This is a genomic window from Croceitalea sp. MTPC6, assembly GCF_036985525.1.
Taxonomy (GTDB): Bacteria; Bacteroidota; Bacteroidia; order Flavobacteriales; family Flavobacteriaceae; genus Croceitalea.
Genome location: NZ_BTGR01000001.1, coordinates 205,826 through 227,802, shown reverse-complemented (window position 1 = coordinate 227,802; position 21,977 = coordinate 205,826). Strand labels below are relative to the sequence as shown.

At 36.1% G+C, this 21,977-nt stretch carries 22 protein-coding genes; 4 read left to right on the top strand and 18 right to left on the bottom strand.

Annotation, left to right across the window (positions count from 1 at the left end; translation table 11 throughout):
• Positions 1-24: 24 nt before the first annotated feature.
• The 4 genes from AACP56_RS01085 to AACP56_RS01070 all read right to left on the bottom strand — a co-directional run bounded on the left by AACP56_RS01085 (position 25) and on the right by AACP56_RS01070 (position 5,148).
• Positions 25-1,479, bottom strand: coding sequence for a hypothetical protein (locus tag AACP56_RS01085; protein ID WP_339334363.1), 1,455 nt, complete (start codon positions 1,477-1,479; stop codon positions 25-27).
• Between the two features lie 153 nt (positions 1,480-1,632).
• Positions 1,633-2,571, bottom strand: coding sequence for an EamA family transporter (locus AACP56_RS01080; RefSeq protein WP_339334365.1), 939 nt, complete (start codon positions 2,569-2,571; stop codon positions 1,633-1,635).
• A 51-nt stretch (positions 2,572-2,622) separates the two neighbouring features.
• Positions 2,623-3,816, bottom strand: a complete 1,194-nt coding sequence (locus tag AACP56_RS01075) for a Gfo/Idh/MocA family protein (protein WP_339334367.1) — start codon at positions 3,814-3,816, stop codon at positions 2,623-2,625.
• A 6-nt stretch (positions 3,817-3,822) separates the two neighbouring features.
• Positions 3,823-5,148: an alpha/beta hydrolase family protein gene (locus AACP56_RS01070; protein ID WP_339334369.1), complete on the bottom strand. Its 1,326-nt coding sequence runs from the start codon at positions 5,146-5,148 to the stop codon at positions 3,823-3,825.
• 131 nt (positions 5,149-5,279) lie between these two features.
• Here AACP56_RS01070 and AACP56_RS01065 point away from each other — a divergent pair, with 131 nt between their 5' ends.
• Both AACP56_RS01065 and AACP56_RS01060 read left to right on the top strand, forming a co-directional pair.
• The gene (locus AACP56_RS01065; RefSeq protein ID WP_339334371.1) at positions 5,280-5,744 is read left to right on the top strand and encodes a hypothetical protein; all 465 of its coding nucleotides are present in this window, start codon (positions 5,280-5,282) and stop codon (positions 5,742-5,744) included.
• Between the two features lie 14 nt (positions 5,745-5,758).
• Positions 5,759-6,391 (top strand): GntR family transcriptional regulator, encoded by a 633-nt coding sequence (locus AACP56_RS01060; RefSeq protein WP_339334373.1) that lies wholly within the window; start codon positions 5,759-5,761, stop codon positions 6,389-6,391.
• A 22-nt stretch (positions 6,392-6,413) separates the two neighbouring features.
• On the opposite strand, the gene AACP56_RS01055 is transcribed toward AACP56_RS01060, so the two are convergent.
• Genes AACP56_RS01055 through AACP56_RS01000 form a run of 12 tightly spaced genes read right to left on the bottom strand, consistent with a single transcriptional unit; the run spans position 6,414 to position 17,340 of the window.
• Entirely contained in the window at positions 6,414-7,010 is a 597-nt protein-coding gene (locus tag AACP56_RS01055; RefSeq protein WP_339334375.1) for a hypothetical protein, read from the bottom strand.
• Between the two features lie 9 nt (positions 7,011-7,019).
• The gene (locus tag AACP56_RS01050) at positions 7,020-8,102 is read right to left on the bottom strand and encodes an amidohydrolase family protein (RefSeq protein ID WP_339334378.1); all 1,083 of its coding nucleotides are present in this window, start codon (positions 8,100-8,102) and stop codon (positions 7,020-7,022) included.
• Entirely contained in the window at positions 8,099-8,719 is a 621-nt protein-coding gene (locus AACP56_RS01045) for a nucleotidyltransferase family protein (RefSeq protein ID WP_339334380.1), read from the bottom strand. The genes AACP56_RS01050 and AACP56_RS01045 overlap by 4 nt, the downstream gene beginning before the upstream one ends.
• Positions 8,719-9,726: an XdhC family protein gene (locus AACP56_RS01040; RefSeq protein WP_339334382.1), complete on the bottom strand. Its 1,008-nt coding sequence runs from the start codon at positions 9,724-9,726 to the stop codon at positions 8,719-8,721. The genes AACP56_RS01045 and AACP56_RS01040 overlap by 1 nt, the downstream gene beginning before the upstream one ends.
• Complete coding sequence (locus tag AACP56_RS01035) at positions 9,727-10,923, bottom strand: molybdopterin molybdotransferase MoeA (protein WP_339334384.1); 1,197 nt, start codon at positions 10,921-10,923, stop codon at positions 9,727-9,729.
• The gene (locus tag AACP56_RS01030; RefSeq protein WP_339334386.1) at positions 10,920-11,702 is read right to left on the bottom strand and encodes a sulfite exporter TauE/SafE family protein; all 783 of its coding nucleotides are present in this window, start codon (positions 11,700-11,702) and stop codon (positions 10,920-10,922) included. The genes AACP56_RS01035 and AACP56_RS01030 overlap by 4 nt, the downstream gene beginning before the upstream one ends.
• Complete coding sequence (locus AACP56_RS01025; RefSeq protein WP_339334388.1) at positions 11,693-12,763, bottom strand: HesA/MoeB/ThiF family protein; 1,071 nt, start codon at positions 12,761-12,763, stop codon at positions 11,693-11,695. The genes AACP56_RS01030 and AACP56_RS01025 overlap by 10 nt, the downstream gene beginning before the upstream one ends.
• Positions 12,760-13,356, bottom strand: coding sequence for an NTP transferase domain-containing protein (locus tag AACP56_RS01020; RefSeq protein WP_339334390.1), 597 nt, complete (start codon positions 13,354-13,356; stop codon positions 12,760-12,762). Before AACP56_RS01020 ends, AACP56_RS01025 begins: the two co-directional genes overlap by 4 nt.
• Before the next feature lie 17 nt (positions 13,357-13,373).
• On the bottom strand, positions 13,374-14,357 hold the full coding sequence (moaA, locus tag AACP56_RS01015) for a GTP 3',8-cyclase MoaA (RefSeq protein ID WP_339334392.1): 984 nt from the start codon (positions 14,355-14,357) through the stop codon (positions 13,374-13,376).
• Positions 14,358-14,366: 9 nt separating this feature from the next.
• A complete protein-coding gene (locus AACP56_RS01010) occupies positions 14,367-14,621 on the bottom strand; it encodes a MoaD/ThiS family protein (RefSeq protein ID WP_339334394.1) in 255 nt (84 codons plus the stop codon).
• Positions 14,622-14,626: 5 nt separating this feature from the next.
• Complete coding sequence (locus AACP56_RS01005) at positions 14,627-16,855, bottom strand: xanthine dehydrogenase family protein molybdopterin-binding subunit (RefSeq protein WP_339334396.1); 2,229 nt, start codon at positions 16,853-16,855, stop codon at positions 14,627-14,629.
• Between the two features lie 23 nt (positions 16,856-16,878).
• Positions 16,879-17,340, bottom strand: a complete 462-nt coding sequence (locus AACP56_RS01000; protein ID WP_339334398.1) for a (2Fe-2S)-binding protein — start codon at positions 17,338-17,340, stop codon at positions 16,879-16,881.
• A gap of 178 nt (positions 17,341-17,518) precedes the next feature.
• Here AACP56_RS01000 and AACP56_RS00995 point away from each other — a divergent pair, with 178 nt between their 5' ends.
• Together AACP56_RS00995 and AACP56_RS00990 are read left to right on the top strand one after the other, a co-directional pair.
• Positions 17,519-18,607, top strand: coding sequence for a vWA domain-containing protein (locus tag AACP56_RS00995; RefSeq protein ID WP_339334400.1), 1,089 nt, complete (start codon positions 17,519-17,521; stop codon positions 18,605-18,607).
• Positions 18,608-18,677: 70 nt separating this feature from the next.
• The gene (locus AACP56_RS00990) at positions 18,678-19,643 is read left to right on the top strand and encodes a 3-keto-disaccharide hydrolase (protein ID WP_339334402.1); all 966 of its coding nucleotides are present in this window, start codon (positions 18,678-18,680) and stop codon (positions 19,641-19,643) included.
• Between the two features lie 6 nt (positions 19,644-19,649).
• Here AACP56_RS00990 and AACP56_RS00985 read toward each other — a convergent pair whose 3' ends face one another.
• Both AACP56_RS00985 and AACP56_RS00980 read right to left on the bottom strand, forming a co-directional pair.
• Entirely contained in the window at positions 19,650-20,246 is a 597-nt protein-coding gene (locus AACP56_RS00985) for a 3-keto-disaccharide hydrolase (RefSeq protein ID WP_339334404.1), read from the bottom strand.
• Between the two features lie 260 nt (positions 20,247-20,506).
• Positions 20,507-21,976 (bottom strand): M14 family metallopeptidase, encoded by a 1,470-nt coding sequence (locus AACP56_RS00980; protein WP_339334406.1) that lies wholly within the window; start codon positions 21,974-21,976, stop codon positions 20,507-20,509.
• Position 21,977: the final 1 nt, after the last annotated feature.

The following is a 21,977-nucleotide window of genomic DNA, read 5'->3' as shown; positions in this document are numbered from 1 at the left end:
TTGGTTGGGTTGATTGTATTTTTACTACTGGATTGCCTTTAATGCTCTTCCAAAGTGAGATTCTGAAGAAATATCTTTACAAGCTTCTGTATACACATTTTTAACATTGCTGCTGCTATTTCTTACTTCAGAAGCAAAACTTAAAAGTGTTTCTGCCTTATGAAAATCTGAATTAATATTTTTAGTTGCTAAAAGAATTTTTGAAAGTTGTGAATCTTCAAATTCTTGTCTAGATAATTGCTTAAAAACATCAGCCTGGTGATGGTCAGAACTTATTTCTTGTAAAGCCTCTAAATAAGCTGGTAAAACGGTACTATCTATATTCTGCTTAGTTGCTACTTGCTTTAAAACACTGGCCTGGTGATTGTCGGAATCCATATTGTCTTCAACTAGTCTTAGTAGGTTGGACAATGAACCAGAATCCATTTTATTACGAAGTAATTCCGAAAATACACTAGCTATATGGTGGTCAGAATCCATATCGCTTATGGAAGCTAATAGTGAATTATGAACACTTTCTGATAATCCGTTAATATTCAAGGCTTTTTTTAACACTGAAGCTTTATGGTGATCAGAATCTATACCTTTTGAAGTATTAACTAAAAGCTTCATGTTTTCCGGATTTAAGGAACGACGGTTTAACACTTCCTTTAAAACACTTGCTTTATGGTGATCAGAATCTATGTCATTAGCGATAATGAACAGTGTTTTCATTTGAGTGTCTGAAATATCACCGTTCTGTATAGATTTTTTTAAGACTTCTGCCTTATGATGATCAGAGTCTATTTTTCCAGCTGTTTTAATGTAAGCAGCAGTAGCCCCTTCTGAGATAATAAAGTGCTTAATGTTATGTTTTAAAATACTGGCGATATGATGGTCAGAATCTATGTCTTCACCTACAGTGTTCAAAACAGAGATAATATCTTTCTCCTTTAAATCTTTATCCAATAGTAGTTTTACATATCTGGATTTTACATGCTCACTGGAAATATTGCCTACTTCTTTAAGTACTTTGTAAGAGCCACCTTGTTTGTACATTCGGTCAACTCTTTTTTCTGCTCCAAGTGTGGTGGTTCTTACTATCTCAAGCAGAATTTCTGAAAGCCATTTTTTACCTTCAGCATCAAAACTTTTCTGTGAACCTCCTACATAATACTTCTTTGTAAGCCTGCCTGAGTTATCTGGCTCTATGAATATCTTTCTTCGGCTTCCAAAGGCAGATTTTTTTATTTCCATATAACCATTTTCAGAAATAGCGATTACATCGGTATCGTCATCGGACAAAGTAATTTCTCCCTTATATTCGACAGAGAAATTATTTCCAAAACCATTTTTAACAGAAATTGAGGTTTTCCCATTAGAAGATATATTTACCGAGGTACTCTTTTTCTGCCCATTACCTATACTAGAACTTAATAGGAGGAGAATAAAAATAATTTTAATGAGAAAAGACGTGATGATTTTTGATAACTGATTCATGATTGTTCGTTTTTTGTACCGATGATTATCGGGTGATGAATAAACTCTTATTTGATTGATGAAGCAAATATGGAAAGTATATGGTCTTTGAAAAAAAGGAATGTAGTGAATTGGACAATCTTTGTATTGAAATGTACATTGACTAGAAAAGGCTTATTTTCTGAACCTTTCAAAAAGCATAAGCTTCTTCTTGGAATTAATGAAGTAAACCCCTGCCAATAGAATTATGGCGGCAATAATGGATTGTAGTGTAATTTTTTCATCCAGAAATAACCACCCCAAAAACAAGGCCACTATTGGGTTAACATAGGTATTTGTAGCTACTTTTTCTGGAGATACATGTTTTAATAAAAAATTGAATGAAGTAAAAGCAACGATGCTTCCAAATACTATGAGTAATACCATTGCCCATTGTGTGTCTGTTTGCCATGTTTGTGGCCAAGACCATTCCTCAGCGAACATCAAACTCATGATTGCCAAGAAAACCCCAGCAATAAACATTTGGTATCCAGTATTTACAAAATAGTTGGATGGTAAATCAGCTTTTTTAACGTAAAGACTTCCATATCCCCAAAAAAGCATTACCGAAAAAATCATTAAAATACCCAAGACCGAGTTCTCTTGTGCTAAAATTTCTTTTTGACTCACCAAAAGATAGATTCCAACGACCCCTAAGACTACGCCAAAAATGGACATCGGCTGGATTTTTTTTCCTTGTAGCACATACATCATCAATAATATAACTAAGGGCTGGGCAGATATTTCTAAAGCGGCAAAACTGCTATCCATATATTTTAGTGCCCAAACGGCTACACCATTTCCATAACTTAGAAATACAAAGCCCAAGAAAGCAGTATTTATAAGCTGCTTCCTGGTTATTGTTAAGGAATGCCCCAAAAGGCCGGCAATAATAAATATTAAAATCCCTGCTATTATAAAACGAATGGAAGCTAAGAAAAATGGTGCTAATTCTGTAACAGCAATTTTATTTAATAAGTAGGTTGATCCCCAAACAATGTAAATAGAAATAAAGGAAAGTACGATTAGGGTTCCTTGTTTTTTCTTATAATGAAACAGGTCTTTGTTGCGCAATACTGGCTCTATTTATATTTCTTTTTGGTTAGGATAATATAGTTTGTGTACTTATGCTTCAACAATTTTAGATTTATCCTCATTAAGTTTCATGCGTTCTCCTGACCAATAAGCTGCGGTAGCAAGATGTGAAGGTGTAACAGCTTGCAGACCAACCTCTATGGGTGCCAATGGTTTGGCACCCTTTTCAATGGCATCTAAAAAATTGTTGATATGCACTAAGTCTAAATCCTCTTCATTATTAAAGACTCGAGGGGGTTGGCCGTGCGGAGTATAAATATAACCAGCTCTAAACAACTCTAAATTACCTTTGGTACCTAAGAACAGGACAGAGTCATGAGAGTTCTTAACTGGTAATACACTGCATTCGAAAGAGAGATTCCAATTTTTTGGGTAGGATATTATTGAGTTAACGGTATCTGGGTTTGATCTGCCATCATTAAGATGATATATCCCACCAGTTGTTACCGCATTAGTAGGGGTTTCGTCATCCATCATCCATTGTGCTACATCGGCCCAATGCGTTAATAGGTCCGAGAGAATACCTGCACCGTACTCTTTGTAATTTCTCCAAGCGGTGTACCTAGCCCACTCATATGGAATATTTGGAGCATTTCCTAAAAATTTTTCCCATCTAAAATCTTTTGGAATTGGCCTTGGTTTTATAACCCTTCGCTGCCACCCAAAATCACTCCAAACTGCCCTTACAAAAACCACCTCACCTAATAGTTTTGTACCAGAGAAGAATTCCTGTTTTACACGACGGTACATAGTACTGCTTCGTTGTTGAGTTCCCGTTTGACAAATCATACCACTTTTAGAGACTGCTTTTTGTATTATTTCACCTTCTCCAAATTTAAGTGTCACTGGTTTTTCCAAATAAAGGTGCTTTTTAGCCTCTAGTATTCTAACCGCATAATCTTTATGTAAATGATCTGGGGTAGCTAAAATGACCGCATCAATTTTTGAATCTTTGAGTACTTCATCTAAATTATAGCTTTGTTTAATAGAACTGATCTTAAGAAATTCTTTGCTCCGATCTATTTGTTCACCCCAAACGTCACATAGAACTACAGGGTTGACCCTGCCAGTTTCTATCATTTTTGCCAGGACCCATGTTCCTCGTCTTCCTGCTCCTACCAAAGCAATGTTTATGCTAGGTTTAGCTTTAAGAATTGTTGGATACATTATGGTTGAGGCCATAACGGCACTACTAGAACGGATTACAAAATCTCTTCGCTTCATAAGCACTTATTTTTCTTCCGGTTGGGCATACCTCATTTCCATACCTATTGATGTTCTTGGTTTAAAACCCTTCCAATTTCCTGTATTAGCATCTTTTGAAACCCTTAAATAGTTTATGAAATCTTCCTTATTCTTAAGATGTAATCCAAAAAATGCTGTTATGAAATGTTGATTAATATTGTTTATTCTTCTCATATCCCACACCGAATCCGCGTACCTCAAATACTCGTTGATATCTAAACCTGGCTTCATAGTTTGGTCAACTGGAGGGTTAGGTGCAACATTATGCCTAGCATTGATGAAGGTAAGTAAATATCGATCACTATTAATCGCCCCTTCATATATTGCTTTCACTCCATTTTCATACTTTGAAATATCATCTTGGCTACCCGAAACAAAAAATGTTGGAATTTTAAGCCCTGACAATCCTTTCAAATCCCAAACCTGATTTGCCATACCCCATGGAGCTAAGGCAACAAAAGCTTTTATTCGTTTGTCAACAAAACCTTGGTATAAAGAACTTCCCATCATACGATTATCCAATGCAGTATTTCCTCCGGTCATTTTCTTATAAAAGTCAACTGCATTCTGACTATAACCTGCCCCGCATGTATTAAGACCTCCATAACCTCCCATGGAGTAACCTACCAGACCGGTTTGGTCAGTATTGACCATTCCTGATAAAAAATGATTGCTTTGTAATGAAGACAATCTTGTAATTTCGTTTAAAACAAATAATTGATCTAAAGATCGGTTAACTAACGTGCTCGTAAAATTAGCTGCATCTTTATACGTGGAATCGGTATGATCTATAGAAACAACCACATATCCCTTGGAGGCGAGATTTTCTGCTAAATAAGTGAACAAAAAGCGTGATCCGACATATCCGTGGGAAAGAATTATTAATGGGAAAAGTCCTTCAGAATCTACAATCTCAGCTGATCTCAAAGCTCTACCCTTAAATTCAAATGGAATAACAGGCCTATTGTCAACTCCTTTTCTGCCGAGTACTTGGATATAATTCTCTATCTCATTCGTCCCTTCAGGAATTTTGGCCGGATACCAGACTTCGATAGTAATAGGTCTATTATATATTGGGGCCATACCATCTTTAATGTTGAGAATGTCCAATTGATTTTTGTTGATTAAATCAATTGTACGCACTCCTACACCAAAATTACCACGCAGGGCTAGTTCAGGAGCATCTGGTAGGGCATCACCTATGATATAAGTATGTCTTTCTAATTTCTGGGAATAAACCTTAGCGCATTCAACATTTAGAAATACTAAAATATTAATGATAATTATTATGTGACGTATGAGATTTCTCATTCAAAAAAATTAAGTATAGTTTTAATAAAAATAACGAATGTTTATTGAATCTACTTATAAAATTATAAGATATAGAATTTGTTTTTTGTGAATAAAAAGTATGATATTAGAGCTTTAAAGTTAAAAATGATATGAAAAGAATTTTGCCACTTATCACGCTGCTCACTACATTGATTTCATGTAATATAACTAATGATGACGGTGTTCCGCCACCAAACTTTGATGTTATTGGTCTTTGGGACTTAACTGAGATTAATGTAAATCCTGCACAAGACATTAATGAAGATGGTATGGCCTCAACCAATCTTTTGGATGAGCTTGACTGCATATCAGGTGAACTCCTTATCGATGGGGACTTACTATGGTCATTGGAACAAACCAGTTTACAGGTCACTACAATAACAAATGGACAATTTAATGTAGCATGTTCGGGTAACGTAGTTGCAAACGGTGAATGGTTTTCCGATGAAAACGAAATCACTTTTGAAGATAATCCAGAATTTTCTGCTTTACAAATTGAAAACGGTACGTTAGTATTAAATTTAGGGGAAGACCTTCCTGGCTTTCAAAGTTTTATGTACACACTTAGACAATAAGATTATATAGTCCTATGGACGGTAAAATTATTCTACGTGATGACATCAAGACCTATCTTTTAACACAAATAAAACTGGGGCATCATAAAATTGGCAAGACCATTAATTTGGCGGCACTAGCAAGAAAGCTCAATGTAAGTGTCACACCTATACGTGAAGCACTTACTCAGCTTGAAGAATCGGACATTGTAAAAGCTATTCCCAACAGGGGGTTTATCATTAACGAATTATCCCTAACAGAAGCTATTGACTTGTATAACACTGTTGCACAGCTAGAGGTAATCGCATTGGATTCATCCACATTTAGTTCAGAATTAAAATATAAACTAAAAAACCTTCAATTACGGTTACAGCAAACACATATGCCAAAAGCTAGACTAACAACAAGGCTAGAATTTCATGAGACTTTGGTAGAAGCCTGTGATAATGTTATCTTAAAAAGCATCCTTAAAAAATTGAAAACAAGAATCCTGTTTTATGAGCAGTTATATTTTGATGATGCAACATTTTATGAAACCATAGACAATCAAAATGAAGGAGTTTTAAGAGCAATTGAGGAAGATAACCTTCCCACGGCTGCCCTTATTCTAAAAATGAACTGGATGACAGTATTGGACTATCTAAAGAACAAATGGGGAAATTCATGATTCTTAATAAGAACATAGATCTCTATCCCCTTCTTCTTTCCAACAAAACAAGCATCATTAAACTCAGCATAATACGATGGTCGTCATCTGCATCTGTTGGTTTTACCTGAGAGATTTGAAACTTTCGCCCAAAAAAAGAGGCTTCTTTTTTTAAACGCACCACTATTTGTTCTTGCTTATCAAGTACTATATAGCTCGGATTGAATAAATATCCGGTAAAAAAGTTTAGAATAGGTATTTGCCCCAAAAGGCCATCTGCAACTTTTACCCATGCATTCTCTTCGCGAATTTTATATTGTGGTTTTTGGTGCTGGTCTATGATGTCATAGTTAGCTTTCCATAAGGAAGCCCAACCTTTACGGGCGACTTTGCCCAGTTCTTTATCTGAACTATCAGTAAAACTGTATGCTGTGGAAAAATCAATCCATTTATCCGCTTTGATGTGATAATTCACTTGTGTTTTTGTTTCATTGGAGAAAACTTCTATATCTTCTTTTAGCTTGAACATTTTTTGACGTACATAAGCAATTACTTTGCCATTAGCATCTTTAGCAGTAAAGTCATTGGATAAAGTTGTAATGTTAAAATCAAATGAAATAGGAAAATTCAGGTCGGTCATTATGGTTTTTTATTTGAATAAGCTTTTATCTAGCCCTGGGATAAGTTTTAAGGCATTTTTATAATATACCTTGCGCAGAACTTCATCTGGTAAATCTAAGCCATACATGGCCCAAAACGCATGGTATTTTTTGTAATATGGGAAATACTCGTCCGCCGTTTCTAAAACTCTAAAATAAGTTGGAAACTCTTCAGGTTTCCAACTGTCTTTTCCAAATAGGATACGGTCTTGATATTTAATGAAAAATGCTTTTGCTTGTCTTGGCTGTCTACCAAGCTCTGAAATAATAGCACCGATACCTACGGACATATTTGGCATTTCATCCAACAACTTTGCTAACTTTTTAAGGTTATTGGCATACCAGCCCATATGGGCATTGATAAACTTAGTTTTTGGGTGTTTTTTGAACATTCGGTGTTGCTCATCAATTATTTGTTGCCATGGGGCCGGGTTTGTAGCGGAACGTTTTCTTCTGGGTCTCGTCTTTAGTTCTAACCAACGTTCATTATCACTGTTCATATCATCCCAAAAGGATTTGGGGTCTGCCGCATGAATCAATACTGGAATACCCAATTCACCACATTTAGTCCAAATGAGGTCTAATCTAGAATCGTCTATTGCTATCCGGTTGCCATTTATGTCTTTGTTGCGCAGACCCAAACTTTTATAGATTTTAAGTCCTTTTGCCCCAGCTTTTACATCGGCCTCTAGCTGTGCTGCAGCTTGTTCTCCCCATCCTTCATTACCAACACCATTAAAATTTATATTTGCAAATACAGCAAAACGATTTGGGTAATTGTCATTTACGTTTTTGAGCATGGCCCTAAGCCCATCGCCAGATCCACCACTAAGATTCACCATAATGCCTTCATTTAATTTATCCATATCTGAGATTAATTGGGATAAATCTTGCTCAGCCATTCGAAACTGGTGACTATGTACATCTATAAACTTAAATTTTGCCTTTGAAACCGGGTTTTCAGGTACAACAAGAGTGGATTTTGGACTATATTCTTCAAAACTCATTTCTTGGGCATGTGCATTGAATTGAATTGCAAAGAGGATTAAGATTAAATGTAATGTATACTTCATTTTTTGATGATTTTAGATTGATTATTCCCTTGTTTTAAGAATTCATATGTTTCTGGGGTGTCAATATCGATTTCTTTACCCTTAGGGTCAATGGCTTTTAGAGTGTAGGAGTAACGCTCCATTAATTTTCTTGCACCGTAGTCTTTGTTGAGTTTTTTTAACTCCACAAAAACCGATTTACTAAAAATAGCTGGTACACCATTACTAACACCATAGCTTGTTGCTATAATTTTATAGTTATTTGAATCGTAACTTGTTAACATTTTGACAAGGTAGTCTGGGTCAATTAGAGGTTGATCCGCTAACATAATCAATATGGCTCTAAATCGTTCTTTACTTTCAATCGTAGAAACACCACAGGAAATAGAACTCCCCATGCCTTCTTTCCAATTTGGATTATGTATAATGTCGACATTATTGGGAACTTTTTGTTCTATCTCATTTGCGTTTGCACCCAAAACAACAAATATATCTTTGGAAACCTGATTCGCTTGTTGAACAGCATGCTCTAACAATGTACTGTTTCTCCAAGGCAGTAACTGCTTAATCTTACCCATTCTGGTTGAAGCACCAGCTGCTAATATTAAAACAGCGATATTATCCTTCTCTTTCCCCATCAAATATGGATTCTTCCTTCCCTTTCTTTAAGATGTATGGGAGTGCGTTTATGTATTACAGCTAAAATTTCTGCAATAACTGCAATAGCAATTTCTTGAGGTGTTTCCGCTCCAATATCAAGCCCAGCAGGACCATGAATACTGTCAATAAAGGCTTCTGAAATACTGATATCTCTTTCCAATAAGTCACTTAACAATTTTTCCCTCCGTTTAAGTGGGCCCAATACACCCAAGTAGGCAGGATTTACATGTTTTAATTTGTCCAAAAACTGTAAGTCTTTCACAAAACTATGTGTCATCAATACCACCGCGGTTTGCATATCCACATCTGCATTAAAGGATTCTGCTTCAACATTTATAAAATGTGTTGCTCCAGGGAAATCTTGTATCGATTTTTCTTCTTTGGGATTGGCTACTATAGAAACTTCCCAACCGGTCATTGCTGCATAGGAACATAATTGGACTGCATCGTGTTCAGCACCGATTATTATCAATTTAAAACATGGATTTAGTTCTTGAACAAAAGTCAAATCACTCTTTTGTGCATCAAAACCCTTGCGTACAACATGTTTTTCACTATTGAATATAAAGTAGGACCCAAATTGAAACCCTTCTAAATGTTCCTTTTGATAAGTGCTTTCTATTCGAAGTGGAATCCGACTTTCAATTGCTTCCCAGAACTTTGATACAAATAAGTCATCTGGTTCAAATAGCTCCAATAAAATGTATAAAATACCTTCACAGCCTAAACGATACCTTCCATCATACGTCATTATCTTTGGAATTGAAGTCTTGAATACACTGTCAGCTTGTCTCAATACTTCTTTTTCAACGCAACCACCGCTAACTGCTCCTGCCATTTTTCCATTTTCATGAATTAGCATTCTTACGCCTGGTCTACGATAGGATGAGCCGTCCAATGAAACTACGGTAGCTAAAACTGAAGCTATTCCATTAGTTTTTGCGTTCTGATATGCACTGATGATTTTCTTTAATTCATGTGTCATTTAGAGAATACTACGTGTTGCAATAAATGGAACAATAGCTCCACTTTTATATTCTTTATTAGATTTCAACAGTACAAAGCCATTTGCCTTTGATAAGCTGGTTAAATCTCCCGATCCATTACCGAGAATTAGATTACATTTTAGTTTTCCTGCCACAATTCTAGCCTTAGCTCTTATAAAACGTGTTAAATCGGTACTGTTTTCAAAAGCCTCTTCTAAAATTACGGTAAATTCAATAGTTGACAATCCTAAACATTTGTTAAGCCATGGAATAAAATAGACATGATAATTGGCAAATGTTGAAGCTGGGTTGCCAGGGAAAGCGAAAACTGTCACTTCCTTTTCTTTATGCTGACCAAACCAAAAGGGTTTGCCAGGGCGTTGTTTTACTTTATGAAAGACTTTTTCAACCCCTATATCTTCAAGGACTTCGGGCAGATAATCATATTTTCCTTTGGATACGCCACCACTTAAAAGCAGTACGTCAAAATTATTTAGGAGCTGTATAAGCTTACTTTTTGTAATTTCTTTATCGTCTTTAATATGAACAGATTCAGAGCGTATACCTTCTCGTAGGAGTGTAGCTTCAATCGTGTGTACGTTGGATTTCCGTATTTGGTGCGCCATTGGAGTTTCAATAACATCCACTAATTCATCTCCAGTAGAAACTAAACATACCTTAGGGTTCTTTTTTACCAATACTTCTGACTTACCTACCGATGCCAGAACACCTATTTCAGCAGCTGTAATTTTTTTTCCAACTTTTAGTACAGTAGTACCTTTTGGTTCATCACTCCCCTTTCTATGTATATTTTGTCCTTTTTTAACGGGTTTTTGTACTACAGCGTCCTCACCTTTAATTTTAAGGTGTTCATACATGATAACGGTATCTGCACTTAAGGGAAGTACAGCTCCTGTCATGATTTCTATACAGCAAGAGAAATCTAACAACTCCTTTTGAGGAGAGCCAGCAGCGGCAATATCAATAATCCTAAATTCTTCTAAGCTCTTTGTTATGGCGTCATAATTTATGGCAATACCGTCCTTAGTTGCTCTATGAAAAGGTGGAAAATCCCTATCGGCAAATATGTCCTCAGCTAATACTCTTCCAAAAGATTCTTTAAGAGGTACCTGTTCAACCCCAAAACCTTTGCAAGTATCTAAAACTAGACTTATTGCCTCTTCAAATGCAATCATGAGAAAAAATTGATTTGTAAACCATTGTTTAATAATACTCGTACGCCAACAAATAATACTAAAATAGCGGTTAATATACGTATTCGCTTACCGGAAAACTTACTCAAAGTTAGCCTTACTCCTATTTGCCCGCCAACAAACACTGCCAACAATAGTCCTATTATCTCTGGCCAAAAAAGCTCCAAAGTACCATTTACCATTAATCCTGTTAATCCAGAAACTGAATTGACCAAAATAAAAAAACTTGCCAAGGCGGCTATGGTAATTGGTTTCTCCCATTTTAAATGGTTTAGGATTGGGGCTAAAAATATTCCACCTCCAATGCCAACCAGACCGGATAGCAACCCTATAACCCCTCCTAATAGATAGGAAGTGTATTTTGGGTATTTTACAGAGACATAATTTGATTTAAGTTGAATACTCTGAATAATTAACGCTACTGCTGATATAATGAGCGTAACCCCAAGAATACTAAAAAATATTGCTTCACTAAGTCGAAAAGAAGCACCAATAAAAGCTAATGGAATGCTGGTAACAATAAAGGGTAAGAATTTCTTAAATTCCAAATGACCTTTTTTAAAAAATAAGTAGCAGCTGCCAGAAACCACCATAAGATTGCACAACAAGGCAACACTACGTATCACAAAAAAGCTAGTTATAAAAAGCGTTAGTAGAGCTAGATAACTTGAGCCACCTCCAAAACCTACTGATGCATAAAAAAGGGCTACAAAAAAGAAAATAAGCATCAATCCAGATAATTCACTAATTTCTAGGAACATACTGAAGCCATTTCATTCATACCCCCTAAAATATGATAAATTGAAGAGTGGGGATATTCAGATGTCAATTGTTTTAAAGCTATTTCGCTTCGCTTCCCAGATTGACAAATAAGATAGATGTTTTTATTAAAGTTAATTTTATCCATTGATGTATTTAATTCTGAAAGCGGAATGTTAATAGCGCTCTTTAAATGTTTCGTATCAAACTCATCTGGGTTTCGAACATCAATTAGTACTACTTCTTCAATTTTTTGTATATCTCTAAATTCTAACGGACTTACTGTTGGTACTACTTCACAACCAGTAAACCCGTAATCATCTTGAAGCTTTCTTATATTTTTATGTATACCCTTTTTGTTAAAACTAACTTTTTGTGTAGACTGCGTGAGACCATCAAATAACAGTAATTTTCCCGACAGCACCTCTCCTACTCCAGTAATAATTTTCACTACCTCTAAAGCTTGTAAGGTGCCAATAATACCAGGCAAAACCCCCAAAACCCCATTTTGATTACAATTTGGAATTTCGTGAGCGTTTGGCATTGTCGGAAACAAACAGCGGTAAGTAGGACCGTTATTGTAATTAAACACACTTACCTGTCCTTCAAAAGCATGTAAAGCGCCATAGACAAAAGGTTTGTTGAGAATAACACAGGCATCATTAATTAGATATCTTGTAGCAAAGTTATCCGTTGCATCTACAATCACATCAAAATCTTTGATGATAGTTATAGCATTTTCTTTGGTCAAAAATAAGTCATAGGATTTAATATTTGTATTGGAATTTTGCGCTTCCAATTTCTGTTTTGTTACCTCCAATTTAGACTTACCAATATCGGCTTCAGAATATAATACTTGACGTTGTAAATTGTGCAATTCCACCACATCTTGGTCTATTAAACCTAGTGTCCCCACTCCCATTGCGTTTAAGTATTGGGCAATAGGAAGTCCTAATCCTCCAAGTCCAACTATTAATACTTGATTTACATATAGTTTAGATTGGTTATCTACACCAAAGCTTGATAGTTTTGTTTGTCTTATGAATCTTTCTGTTTTGCTCATTGAACTATCTGCTTGGTTGCATACTTATACTCTTCTATAGAATTTGCATTATATAAAACCTCGTCATTTTTTGGGTATACTAGTTTTATCTCGGAATTTATCAAAAATTTTCTTGGACAAGAACTTTTCGATGTTTCCATGTAGGTAATTGCTTTGTCCAAACCAGATGGTTCCCATATAGCTATTAAAGGTTCTGGCAATTTGGTTTTATTGGTGGCAAAAGCCGTGGCCACTTTTCCAAGATTTCTTTGCGAAACAAGCTCTTTAATATTTTCTTTATTTAATAGCGGTAAATCACACGCTAAAACCAGCCACGCAACATCTGGGAATTCAGCATGAGCACTCAAGATACCGTTTAATGGACCTCTATATTCATTTTTGTCCACTATATAGTCAAAATTATCCCTAAGTTCCTTTTCTTGCTCATTCCTAACACTAAGGAATGTTTTATCACAGATTCCTCCTAGAAGTTGATACATATATTCCCTTTGTGGAACATCATGATATTTAATCAACCCTTTATCCTTGCCCATCCTAGTGCTTTTACCTCCAGAAAGTACCAGTCCGTATATTTTAGGTTTTTCATTTCGCATTGAGAAGGCTAATTGCGTTATCCTCCAATTGAGGTCATGGAACTATCAAACACTGAAGCATGTTCTTGCTGCGCATCAAAGCCTGTTTTAGCTCGTGTGCCTAAAGCTTTTAAGATAGCTTCTTCAATTTTTTCTTTAGAACTTTCCGCACGTAATAAATCTCTAAGATTAGCTTTTGATTTTCCATACAAACAGGTAATCAAATCTCCCGTAGCAGTTAATCGTAATCTATTGCAAGTACCGCAGAAGGTTCTGCTAAAAGACGGAATCAACCCAAAAGTGCTTTTATGATTTTTAATCTGATAGTTAATCGAAGTAGAAGTTTTGGGGGATTCCAGCTTTACGTAATTTGGAAAAGCATTGGCTATATGTTTTAAAATGGCTTTATAATCCCATTTTATCTTGCTGAATTCCTTGCTTCCCCCATTAAATGGCATTTCTTCTAAAAACCGTACCGAAACTGGATAATGTTTCATGAGCTCTAGAATAGGAATTATGTCCTGTTCGTTTTGCTCTTCCAAAACAATAAAATTAATACGCACATTGAACCCTTCTGAAATCAATCGGATTAAATTTTCATGGACCGTATCGTACTGGTCTCTTCTTGTAATCTGTTCAAAAGTAGATTTATCAATCGCGTCAAGACTCACATTGATATTTTTGATTCCCAAGACTTTTAATTCATCAATATAAGGACCTATTAAAGTTGCATTTGTGGTAACAGATATATCTTTTAGACCATCTAACTGCTTTAAGTGCCTTAATAACACCAGAAGGTCTTTTCTCACAAATGGTTCCCCACCAGTAATCCGAATTTTATCTATGCCCTGTCCTACCAAGATTGTGCTCAACGAAACCAACTCTTCTATGGACAAAAGTTTATCTTTTTTAGAAAAATTGATTCCTTCAGCAGGCATACAATAGTTACAGCGTAAATTACATCTGTCTGTAACCGCTAATCTTAAGTAATTGATATGTCTGTTGTGATTGTCTAAAAGCATATTTTAGTATTATCCTCCACTCACTGGTGGAATCAATGCAATTTCGTCATAAGAATTTATTTTTTGGTCATCCTCAGCGTAAGAATTGTTGACCGCAATGGCCAATGATGAAAGTTTTTGAAGCTCAGGATAAGACTTTCCCAAAAAATCACGTAGTTCTTTTACGTTTTTTGGAATAGTCCTGCCTGTTACACTAGCAGTAGGTATAGAAAGGGAGGGGCTACCAACGATATCCTTGGTAACCCCAAATAATAAAATTGTCATTATAATTATCCTAATATTTGTTTAGCTGGAACTTCTAATAGCTCCGGCGTTTTAATGAATGGTTGCTTGTAGAGGCGTTTACCTGTAGCCGCCTTAAAGGCATTCGCAATTGCCCCACCTACTGGGGGCAACGTAGGCTCTCCTAGCCCTGTGGGCGATAATTCATTTTGGATTAAATGTGTCTCCACCTCAGGAACTTCGTTCATTCTAATTAAACGATACTTATCAAAGTTTTTGGCAACAGGTTCTCCGTTTTCAAAACCAAAATCTCCATACATAGAATGTCCTATACCGTCTATAATGCCCCCTTCAATTTGGTTTATTGCACCTGTTGGGTTTATAACTATCCCACAATCAACAACACAAGTAATCTTTTTTACAACAGCAGTTCCATTTTCAATGGCTACATCAGCTACTTGTGCTACATGGGTATTGTGACAATAGTAATTGACAAAGCCTTGATAAATACCTTCTGGTTTGTGACCCCATCCAGATTTTTCTACTGCTGTTTTAATACAATTTTGCATTCTCTCTGGGTCATACTGTATACGGTCATCGGTAGTTCCTTTAACCTTTTCCAGCAAATCCAATCGAAATTGGATTTTATCCACTTCCATCAATTCTGCCAATTCGTCAAAAAAGCTTTGTTCCGCATAGGCCAAAAAGTTGGTATAGGGAGCACGCCATGCACCAGTAGTAATATTGCTTTTGTAATTGGCCACATCCACTTGATAGTTCTCAATTGCTCCAGCTGGGAAAAAGTTTGGGATAAGCCCATACATGTTATCATTGATAGCAGCTTCTTTTAAATGATATCCAGTTAATTTTCCATCTTTTACAGCAGCCTTGATTCTGTATTTTATTGCTGGTCTATAGACACCAGTGTTCATATCATCTTCTCGTGAGGATACCAATTTGACAGGTTTCCTGATAGTGTTTGATATTTCTGCTGCCTCATAGACAAAATCTCCGTAGAGCCTTCTTCCAAAACCGCCACCCATACGTGTCATTTCTAAATGGATATCAGCGACATCACGTCCTAGCATGTCAGCAACAGTGTCTGCTGCTGAAGCCGGTGTTTGTACAGGACCAACCAAATGAATTTTGTCATCCGAAACGTTGGCAAAGAAATTCATGGGTTCCATACAGTTATGAGGTAAGAAAGGTGACTCATAGGTGCGTTCCAGTATCTCATCAGCTTCTACAAAGGCTTTTTGGACATTCCCGTCTGAACGCATTGTATTGAAGTTTCCTCCATCTAAAAGCCCCATAAGAATTTCATCATGTTGTTCGGTGCTTTCGAGTACAGAATCTTCCCAAATAATTTTCAAAGCCTTTTTTGCCTTCATTGCTTGCCAAGTAGATTCGGCAATAACGACCACTTTATCACTTTCGGACAGCTTGACAGACCAATTTCTATTTTCACCATTCATATGGGCCCTGGCCTTTTCACCGATAGTGATTACATCAACCACTCCTTGCACCTTCCTAGCTTCAGAATCATCATAGGAAACTAATTTTTGACCAAATGCTGGAGGTCTTGCTACAGCCGCATAAAGCATTCCTTCCTCCTTGTAATCCAATCCGAACAATGGCTTTCCGGTAGTGATTTTATCGATATCAACATTGAAGGCATCTTTACCAATAATCTTATAATCTTTGGGTTCTTTGAGCACAACATCTTCGGGAACTTCTAGAACGGCAGCTTCATTGACTACATCGCCATAACCCAATGTTTCTCCAGCAGCGTTTGTTATTACTCCCTCACTTACGGTACAGGTTGAAGCATCAACACCCCAACGGGCAGCGGCGGCATTAACCAGCATTTGTTTAGCCGTTGCTCCTGTTTGTCTTAATGCATCCCATCCAAAACGAATGGATTGACTGCCACCAGCAACTTGCCGTGTGTAATTTTTTGTGTCCAGAACTCCTTGTTCAACAAAGACATTTTTCCATGCTACATCCAGTTCTTCAGCAATTATCATTGGCATAGAAGTTTTTACCCCTTGCCCTATTTCTGGGTTTGGAGAGAATAGGGTAACTGCACCGTTATTCGCTATTTTGATAAAGGCGTTAAAATCATTGTAGTCTAATTGGGATAAGTCTATTGGAAGCACAACTTTTGGTTTGCATGCCTGAAAAAGATTAAATCCAATGAGCATTCCCCCTCCAGCTAATGTAGAAGTTCGCATAAATGCCCTTCTGCTAAATGTATTTTTTTGAGTTGTTGACATGATGTTTTTTTGAAGGGTTTCTTTTAAGACATTTTTTCTGCAGCTGTTGCCACTGCTTTACGAATTCTAGTATAGGAAGCACATCTACAGATATTACCGTGCATGGCATTTCCAATTTCTTCCTCTGTAGGGTTCGGGTTATTTTCCAAAAATGCGGAAGCCGTCATTATTTGCCCAGCTTGGCAATAACCACACTGGGGTACATCTACTTCGGCCCATGCTTCTTGGACAGGATGTTTTCCATCTTTTGAAAGTCCTTCTATAGTAGTGATGGACTTTCCTTCCACTTGGGAAAGTGTTGTGGAACAACTGCGTAGTGGTGTACCGTCCACATGTATGGTACAAGCCCCGCATTGTCCAATTCCACAACCAAATTTAGTGCCTACAAGGTCAAGATGATCTCGTAGCACCCATAAAACAGGAGTATCAGCAGCTACATCCACAGTTTTGGATTCACCGTTGACTTTAATTTGAAATGTTGGCATAAGTCTTTGAATTGATTAATTACTGGATTACTGTTGAAGTTACCAAAATTTGTGCTAATCAATTCTTTTTTAACAGATGGGATTTCGTTTTAACTTTTCCTTAAAACTAATATGCTCCTACAAAATAATTTATCATCCATTTGTTCGTTAAGCAGAAAGGAACCATAAAATTTTGAAAATGAAAAAATGCCTTAATTACGCCATTCTTATATTCGGTCTTACCCTTTTTATTTCTTGTGGAAATGCAGATGATGATGTTAACTTTGACCTCAATCAAGGTGAACTTGGCGAAGGTAAGGAACCTGATGACTGTCTAAATTTTGGAGAGAACGAACTTCTTCTTTCCATTCAAGAACAGTTTACCACGCTTCCGGGAAAAGTTTCAATTTTGTTTAAGGTGAGTGATAATCTTGGTAATCCGGTTTCTGGGTTAACTGCTAACCAGTTTACCATTTATGAGCAAGGAAGGAATGACGATTGTTTTAATACAATATCTTCTTCAGAATCTTTTGCACGTATTTCACCCAACTCCCAAATTTTTAATAATAATACGCTGTTGGTCTTGGATTTGAGTAATTCTGTGTTGCAAAGTAGCTTGGAAGAGCTTAAGGTTGCTTCCACAAGTTTTGTAAACAATGTAATGCCATCTCCTGAAATGGATTCCTTTAAAATGGCCATCTATTGGTTTGATGGGGAAGATGAATTACACTTATTAAATGAATTGACTTCTTCTACAATAGAATTGACAGCAGCGATTGAAGGTATAGATGAGAACATTAGTAATGACCCTTCCACGGATTTATACGGAGCAGTAATAAAGTCAACAAATATTGCAGAGGAATTATTGCAGAGCAGCACTCAAAACAATGCTATAGGCGCAGCCTCAGTAGTACTTTTTACCGATGGGACTGACCAGGCTTCTAGGTTTACAGAACAAAGCGCATTGAATGCAGTTGATAATGCAAATAGGAACATATCTTTCTTTACTATTGGTCTTGGCGATGAGATTGACTCTCAAATTCTTGAAGAAATTGGAAAAACAGCAAGCGTCGTTGCAAGTAATGCGACAGAACTGGAAACCACTTTTAATCAAATTTCCGCACGAGTTTCTGAGCAAGCAAATAGTTTTTACTTATTTGAATATTGCACTCCAAAAAGAGACGGTAGTGGTGAGAACAACCTTGTAATTCAACTTACAAATAGTGCACAACAAGGTGCTGTGCAGACTAGATTTAGTGCAAATGGATTCACTGGAGGCTGTGAGTAATTCTTTTTGTGGTAACCTAATTAAATACTGCGGTTTTAGTATCTTGTGATTTCATTCAAACCAATATATAATGACTTTTAAATCCAGACCTAGTTACTTTGTTTTTTTAGTAACACTGCTCTTCTTTTTATCAAATTTAAATGCTCAAGAACACCATGCAATAGAAGGAAGATGGGATTTGGAAATGGAATTTGAAGGAAAAACAGAACCTTCTTGGTTGGAGGTTCGCCACTCTGGTCATGCCACTTATGTTGGGCGCTTTGTATTTGCTTTTGGAAGCGCAAGACCCATTTCAGAAGTAAAAATTCAGGATAACAGTTTTAGTTTCTCCATTCCTAGACAATGGGAACCCAAGGGTCAAGAAATGAAGTTTAAGGGTATGTACTCAAATGGAAACATAGAAGGCTCTATGATTTACACAGATGGGTCTACTGTTAATTGGACTGGTAGAAAAGCACCAAGTCTGGCATACACTCAAAACCCAATTGAGATGACGCCAATAAATTTGTTCAATAATAAAGACCTTAAGGGTTGGCATACCGATCGTAATGAAAATCAATGGTTTATCAAAGAAGGTATTTTAACAAGCCCTAATTCTGGAGCCAATCTAATTAGTGATAAAAAGTTTACAGACTTTAAATTGGTCACGGAATTTAGATTTCCCAAGGGAAGTAACAGTGGAATATATCTAAGAGGCCGCTATGAGGTACAAATTGCTGACAACTATGGCTTAGAACCATCAGATATATATTTTGGTGGAATCTACGGCTTTTTAGAGCCTAATGAGAATGCGGCGAAACCCGCAAACGAGTGGCAAAAATATGAGATTACTTTAATTGGACGCAGGGTTACTGTAGTAGCCAACGGAAAGACAATTATAAAAGATCAGACAATACCTGGAATCACAGGAGGAGCTATAGATAGTAAAGAGGGCGAACCTGGACCATTTATGTTACAAGGAGATCATGGACCTGTTGAATTTAAAAGCTTTATCGTCACCCCATTAAAGGGAAAGGAAGAAATGAACAAAAACTAGTTTAGGTTATATTTTCTTTAATGTAATATTTCTCCATCTAACCTTTATTCCTCCACCATCATGTATTTGTAATGCAATGGAACCTTTTCCCTCACCAATTTTTTCATCTTCTAGATGAATCATTTCTACTCCGTTCAGGTAAGTAGTTATTTTTGGTCCATGTGCTATAATCTTCATGGTATTCCACTGATTCATTTTTAAAATAGCATCTTTTCCAGAATCTGGTTTAATAAGCCAACCCCTACCATAAGATTCATAAATGCCGCCTGTATGTAAACCTGTTGGAGCTACCTCTGCCTGCCATCCGGTGACTTTGGTTCCTTCAAAAGTTGACCTTATAAACACCCCACTATTGCCATCAGCCTCTTGTTTAAATTCTAATGATAACTCAAAATCATCATAGTTTTTTTCTGTGGATAAATATCCGTATGCCTTTTCTGGTCCACTTTCACACACAAGTTCACCATTTTCAACATACCATTTTTCTGTACCATGTACAATCCAACCATCCAAGTTCTTACCATTAAACAATGATGAAACTTTTTCTTGGGCAAACATTGAATTGAAAATAAAAATTGATGTAATTAAGATTATATTTTTCATAATAAATTAGTCTTATTTAAAGAGATAAAAGTTAGTCAATTAAAATAAAAACAACACATAGTAGTATTTTTCTTACAATATTATTATATTTGCTACATAAATCTAGCCTATGTCCGAAATTACCCCCAATATTTTCTTTCAGATGTGTCCAAAAAAACGTAAAAAAATATATTGATAGATGGTTTATCTTATCATTAATATTTATGTCACTGGGTCTAGTTTTGGCATTTTTAGCTTTGCTTATAGTTGCTTAAATAGTTTTAATCACGATAAATCAGGGCGTTTCCAAATTTTTGATTTTCCAAAGGTTCATTCAAATCAATAAGAAAACCATTGATTACAGCGTGAGTTATTTCACCATCCTTTTCTAGAAAGAAAGTTGGATTTACATAGGGCTTCAGCTTAAAAACCCCTAAATTTCTCCCTTTTGGCCATAAATTAAACGGTAATCCATTAACTATTTTGGAAGTTTTATATTTTGAAAAATCAACGGTTAAATAACCTATGCCATCTTTAAGCAAAGACGTTAGGTTATTAGAATCTAAATTAACTTTACCGCGTTCAGCTACTTTGGGCGCTACAATATTGTAACCAGAAGCATCAAAAGTTTGATAACCATAATAGGTTGATAAATCTCCTTGATCTTCAATTATACTTTTATAATAATACTCGTTATGTTCTTCTAAATCAATTTCTTGCCTAAGTATACCTAAATCTAGAATAAAGGATTTCCCCTCTAAGTCATAAGTCACATTCTCAATTTTTAAGTCGAAAAGATTTCTGTCATTTCTTGGAATTTTCTCATAATCTTCAATAGGAATATCCACATAACTTTCTTTAGCAATGGTATATAAAGCAGATAGAATGGAAACATAGTTGAGCTTACGTATTTCTTGCTTTTCTGTATCATTGGGATATCCTCCAGATTCAATAAGAATTAGACTAGTACCCCATTTAGCGATGTTATCACCAAAGGCACGTGGTTCAAAAGCGTCATTATATCGCCCTACTTGACCAGGCGCGTATTTTTGAATGATATCGTTCATAAAAACAATAACCTTCATTGCATTTGCGCGAACCTCATTAATGTCTTTTTCGTAGTTGTAAGCAGTTGCCAAATAAGATATTGAAGCAGGTTTTTCTGTTCTTTCTGCATTGTAATACGTGCTTTGATCGTGTAGATTAAAACCAAAAGCGGCGTCCAGACTGTCCCTGACTCGTTTTAGCACCCTACTTTCTGGTGATTGCAACCGTAACGCATCCCGATTAATATCAACTCCAAGAGCATTTCTTCTAGTAAAAACTTCCGCACCATCTGGATTTAGCATTGGGAGAAAATGTAATGTTAGATTATCTAAAATTTCTTCCTTTTCAGTTTTAAAATCGTTACTATTAAAGAAATTCAATAAATCAAATATGGCTTGGGTAGCAGTAGGCTCATCACCATGCATTTGGGACCATAAAAAAATATTGGTTTTCCCAGAACCAAGGCTAATAAGACTTAAATCTCTCCCTTCAATGGATTCCCCAACTTTTTGAACAACAAACTTAGGATTAGCCCTAAAATTATTGATGAGAGGTTGTAATTGATGGTGCTTTATCCTTCGGCTATCTAAGCTAACTTCTTTATAGTTTTCATACGAGTCATATAAAGCCTCGGTAATACTCTGCGCAGATATAAAAGAAACAAATAATAATGTGAGTAATAGAGTTGAAAGATTTTTAATCATT

What these genes read in the sequence shown, in the direction of transcription:
- AACP56_RS01070 (WP_339334369.1), bottom strand. Translation starts at nt 5,148, where the DNA reads ATGAGAAATCTCATACGTCACATAATAATTATCATTAATATTTTAGTA.
- moaA (WP_339334392.1), bottom strand. Translation starts at nt 14,357, where the DNA reads ATGCTTTTAGACAATCACAACAGACATATCAATTACTTAAGATTAGCG.
- AACP56_RS00995 (WP_339334400.1), top strand. Translation starts at nt 17,519, where the DNA reads ATGAAAAAATGCCTTAATTACGCCATTCTTATATTCGGTCTTACCCTT.
- AACP56_RS01030 (WP_339334386.1), bottom strand. Translation starts at nt 11,702, where the DNA reads ATGTTCCTAGAAATTAGTGAATTATCTGGATTGATGCTTATTTTCTTT.
- AACP56_RS01060 (WP_339334373.1), top strand. Translation starts at nt 5,759, where the DNA reads ATGGACGGTAAAATTATTCTACGTGATGACATCAAGACCTATCTTTTA.
- AACP56_RS01045 (WP_339334380.1), bottom strand. Translation starts at nt 8,719, where the DNA reads ATGGGGAAAGAGAAGGATAATATCGCTGTTTTAATATTAGCAGCTGGT.
- AACP56_RS01010 (WP_339334394.1), bottom strand. Translation starts at nt 14,621, where the DNA reads ATGACAATTTTATTATTTGGGGTTACCAAGGATATCGTTGGTAGCCCC.
- AACP56_RS01040 (WP_339334382.1), bottom strand. Translation starts at nt 9,726, where the DNA reads ATGACACATGAATTAAAGAAAATCATCAGTGCATATCAGAACGCAAAA.
- AACP56_RS01020 (WP_339334390.1), bottom strand. Translation starts at nt 13,356, where the DNA reads ATGCGAAATGAAAAACCTAAAATATACGGACTGGTACTTTCTGGAGGT.
- AACP56_RS01025 (WP_339334388.1), bottom strand. Translation starts at nt 12,763, where the DNA reads ATGAGCAAAACAGAAAGATTCATAAGACAAACAAAACTATCAAGCTTT.
- AACP56_RS01055 (WP_339334375.1), bottom strand. Translation starts at nt 7,010, where the DNA reads ATGACCGACCTGAATTTTCCTATTTCATTTGATTTTAACATTACAACT.
- AACP56_RS01035 (WP_339334384.1), bottom strand. Translation starts at nt 10,923, where the DNA reads ATGATTGCATTTGAAGAGGCAATAAGTCTAGTTTTAGATACTTGCAAA.
- AACP56_RS01085 (WP_339334363.1), bottom strand. Translation starts at nt 1,479, where the DNA reads ATGAATCAGTTATCAAAAATCATCACGTCTTTTCTCATTAAAATTATT.
- AACP56_RS01075 (WP_339334367.1), bottom strand. Translation starts at nt 3,816, where the DNA reads ATGAAGCGAAGAGATTTTGTAATCCGTTCTAGTAGTGCCGTTATGGCC.
- AACP56_RS00990 (WP_339334402.1), top strand. Translation starts at nt 18,678, where the DNA reads ATGACTTTTAAATCCAGACCTAGTTACTTTGTTTTTTTAGTAACACTG.
- AACP56_RS01050 (WP_339334378.1), bottom strand. Translation starts at nt 8,102, where the DNA reads ATGAAGTATACATTACATTTAATCTTAATCCTCTTTGCAATTCAATTC.
- AACP56_RS01000 (WP_339334398.1), bottom strand. Translation starts at nt 17,340, where the DNA reads ATGCCAACATTTCAAATTAAAGTCAACGGTGAATCCAAAACTGTGGAT.
- AACP56_RS00980 (WP_339334406.1), bottom strand. Translation starts at nt 21,976, where the DNA reads ATGATTAAAAATCTTTCAACTCTATTACTCACATTATTATTTGTTTCT.
- AACP56_RS01005 (WP_339334396.1), bottom strand. Translation starts at nt 16,855, where the DNA reads ATGTCAACAACTCAAAAAAATACATTTAGCAGAAGGGCATTTATGCGA.
- AACP56_RS01065 (WP_339334371.1), top strand. Translation starts at nt 5,280, where the DNA reads ATGAAAAGAATTTTGCCACTTATCACGCTGCTCACTACATTGATTTCA.
- AACP56_RS00985 (WP_339334404.1), bottom strand. Translation starts at nt 20,246, where the DNA reads ATGAAAAATATAATCTTAATTACATCAATTTTTATTTTCAATTCAATG.